Origin of the sequence: Nostoc flagelliforme FACHB-838 (assembly GCF_014698065.1) — a bacterium.
Taxonomy (GTDB): Bacteria; Cyanobacteriota; Cyanobacteriia; order Cyanobacteriales; family Nostocaceae; genus Nostoc; species Nostoc flagelliforme_B.
On the sequence record NZ_JACJSI010000585.1, the window covers coordinates 1 to 2,859 of the forward strand.

Below are 2,859 nucleotides of genomic sequence, written 5' to 3' on the forward strand. Positions count from 1 at the left end.
GAGCGCATCCAAGAAATATTCGACCAACTTACTTTTGAGCAGGTAATTTCTGTCTCTTCTTACAACTTTATTCTAGAAGCTTTATTCTATGCAGCTTCATATTAAATTGGTATAAGTAATACACTTTTGGAGTAAAGGTAATCACAGCCTTCATCGCCATAAATGCACTCTAAGCGCGGAACAGGCATCGTTTTACCCAGCATCCTGATTTGATTTTGTTTCCATTGCAGTTCTTGGCAATGTTGATAGAGTTCGTCGGCTTCTTCCTTGTTCAAAAATTCTGGATAATAGTTGACTGGTAAAGTAGGAACAGATTCGGGAAATAAAGTTAGTTGTTGCATAATTCTCCTTTGGCAATCGCCCGAACAATTTTTTCTACCCGTTCCTGTGAAATAGCCTGCTCAGGGTTCTTGTAAAACCCAGCAATCGCCGACTTGGGACGAATAATAATTTGCTGCCCTGTTGCGCGTTTGTCCCACAAAAAGCACGAGATGGTAACGTTATCGGTAGCCCAACGAGTACCCCTCTTATCCTTGCGAAAACAGAAGCGGGGCAAAATCAGTACAAGTGACGGCGGGTATTGTTGTAAGAAATCCGCACGGTCATCACAAGGTTCGAGAAAACTGGTCAGGAGGAACGCGGCAACACCCACACGCGCTTTGTGGTACGCATTCTTGATAATTGGTGCAGCAAACTCCGAGTATGGTGGGTTAGTGCAAATCCAATCGCAATCGGGAAACTTAACCCATGACTCGGATAGTGTTGCGTCCATTTGGTAATCAGCCGCTTTATGTGGATCAATATCGTTCGTCCACATTTGCTTGGTGTAGGGGCACACTCTGAGTAAAGAAGCGATCGCCCCATGCCCTACACAAGGCTCACCAATCACGCCAGATAACGGAACATGGCGTAGTAATTCCGTAGTAAACCATGAGGGCGACTCGTAAAAGTTCAGAGGATGTCTGCCAACAATTTCTCCTGTAGATTTAGGAGAGTACGGTTGTGGTGCCAGCAGTTGTGCAACAGTCATAAGCTCTCTCCCGCTTGTTTGACAACAAGAGCGCTGATTGATTCAAAATCCACTTGAAAAATGTTCATATCAGTCAGCATCTCGCCACTGTTATAGCGGTCTACAATATGCTGCCTAATGCATGATTCGGAAAGCCCATCGGGAATATTGATATGAGCTTCACTAATAATTTTTTCGGTGACTCTGACAATGACTTTCATGTTGGTTATGCCGAATATGAAGGAGTGTTTAACGTGGCGATTGCTACTTGTTTAATAGCGATCGCTTTTATCTCCAAGGTGTAGAATTATTCCACTGAAACCAGCTTGAGCCAGCTTCCGAATAACTAGCGGTACGGTGGATTGCTTCTGGATTACCCCAACAACAGCAAGCGTTGATAGCGAACGTGGGCTTATCTTGAAACGTTCCATCTGGTAAAAGAATCTGGTAAACCTCATCCTCAGCCCACAGTTCTAACCATTCCCGTTGTAAGTACTCTTGGTAAAACTGACTCCACTGAGATGAAAGCCAGCGCTCGTCAGTTTCACGGTCATAACGCCACAGCTTGAAGGCGAGGTTCCAATGTGCAAAGAAGTCGAGGGCCATTGGCTTGGACTGCATCAATATTTCCTTATCACCAGGAACGAGCATCAACTCCTCACACAGCCGGGGAAGCTCCACAGTCACGCCGCCGTACTCAACGGTGTACCACTCGATTCCGCTAATGCCTTGGCTTATTTGTTGTGCCCAAATTGCTTGTCGTTTATCGGCTGTATCTTGCGCTCTTTTTCGGAACATATCGCAACGCAATACTGTTTCTACTGGGGATAATTCCCCCTTTGCTATATGCTGTTGTAGTGCCACGTCACAGGCTCCTTCCCAACCGATTGCATTAACTTGGTCGATCTGTTGGGCTAGTGCTACTGCTCTTGGATCATGAAATCTCGCCATTAACCTGTCCATTGAGATGAATTATTGTTTGTGTCGTTAGCGAATGTTACAATTCTTAATACGTTTATGTTCTTTGGTCGGTATCAGCTTAATAGCTAATAGCGCTCAAAATTCGGGCGACTGAATAATTGAAGACTAATGGCTACTAAACTGATACTTTTTCCTTCTTGCTAGCGAAAGCCCCCGCCTGCCTTAGCGCTGCACCAGGACTGGGATGAGCAAAGAACTCTTCTATAGCTTTGGTCAGTCCGGCGGCCACAACCGGATCGTGACAAGCGTAGACATAGATGGGCTGTTGGACACCATTGACTAATCGTGCTTCTTGGCGATCGTCCAGATGTGGGTAGAATGTCTTAAGGGGGGACAAAAAGGGCTAAGATGCAGATAAAATAAGCCTCATAGCTCTCTCCCCTTGTTGATAATACTTCCGCTTATTAGGAGCTAGTGTCATTAACTCAGCCACCAATTCATAAGAATTTTCCATAAAATCAACCCAGTTAGACCCATATAATCCAATATAAAAACTGCTATGACGCCGAACTGTCCGCCCCAATTCTTTAATTCGACCGACATATTTTTGAACACCCATGCGTTTAAATTTTTGACCAGATATAGTTGCAGCCGTATAAGCAAGTGATATTAATAATATTAGGGAAATTAGCCGTTGACCTGATACATTAGTATCTTCTAAGTTGTAACCACCACTCTTAAAATCTCTAAACATCTCTTCAATATCAAACCGTTTTTTATAAGCTTTAATACTCGACTCTAAAGTATCCAAATTAGGTATCCGCTCGGTAAATCGGGGTAGAAAGAAAAAATCAGAATGTAGATTGGTAGACACGGCGTTATAAAATATGATATATGACGCAAAAATCATCTGCTGGGAACTTAGTATC

At 43.7% G+C, this 2,859-nt stretch carries 5 protein-coding genes and 1 pseudogene; all 6 read right to left on the reverse strand.

Translation table 11 applies throughout. The annotated features are described in order from the left end of the window. Positions 1–101: 101 nt before the first annotated feature. Positions 102–341, reverse strand: coding sequence for an alpha-ketoglutarate-dependent dioxygenase AlkB family protein (locus tag H6G97_RS49180; protein ID WP_242056169.1), 240 nt, complete (start codon positions 339–341; stop codon positions 102–104). Beyond that, positions 329–1,030 (reverse strand): hypothetical protein, encoded by a 702-nt coding sequence (locus H6G97_RS49185; protein WP_190947529.1) that lies wholly within the window; start codon positions 1,028–1,030, stop codon positions 329–331. Before H6G97_RS49185 ends, H6G97_RS49180 begins: the two co-directional genes overlap by 13 nt. After that, complete coding sequence (locus tag H6G97_RS49190; RefSeq protein ID WP_190947530.1) at positions 1,027–1,230, reverse strand: hypothetical protein; 204 nt, start codon at positions 1,228–1,230, stop codon at positions 1,027–1,029. The genes H6G97_RS49185 and H6G97_RS49190 overlap by 4 nt, the downstream gene beginning before the upstream one ends. Positions 1,231–1,297: 67 nt before the next feature. Next, positions 1,298–1,960, reverse strand: a complete 663-nt coding sequence (locus tag H6G97_RS49195) for a hypothetical protein (RefSeq protein WP_190947531.1) — start codon at positions 1,958–1,960, stop codon at positions 1,298–1,300. Positions 1,961–2,105: 145 nt separating this feature from the next. After that, positions 2,106–2,327 (reverse strand): hypothetical protein, encoded by a 222-nt coding sequence (locus tag H6G97_RS49200; RefSeq protein ID WP_242056170.1) that lies wholly within the window; start codon positions 2,325–2,327, stop codon positions 2,106–2,108. 6 nt (positions 2,328–2,333) lie between these two features. Beyond that, positions 2,334–2,859 (reverse strand): annotated as a pseudogene (locus H6G97_RS49205) (hypothetical protein); the annotation flags it as partial.

What these genes read in the sequence shown, in the direction of transcription:
- H6G97_RS49195 (WP_190947531.1), bottom strand. Translation starts at nt 1,960, where the DNA reads ATGGCGAGATTTCATGATCCAAGAGCAGTAGCACTAGCCCAACAGATC.
- H6G97_RS49185 (WP_190947529.1), bottom strand. Translation starts at nt 1,030, where the DNA reads ATGACTGTTGCACAACTGCTGGCACCACAACCGTACTCTCCTAAATCT.
- H6G97_RS49180 (WP_242056169.1), bottom strand. Translation starts at nt 341, where the DNA reads ATGCAACAACTAACTTTATTTCCCGAATCTGTTCCTACTTTACCAGTC.
- H6G97_RS49190 (WP_190947530.1), bottom strand. Translation starts at nt 1,230, where the DNA reads ATGAAAGTCATTGTCAGAGTCACCGAAAAAATTATTAGTGAAGCTCAT.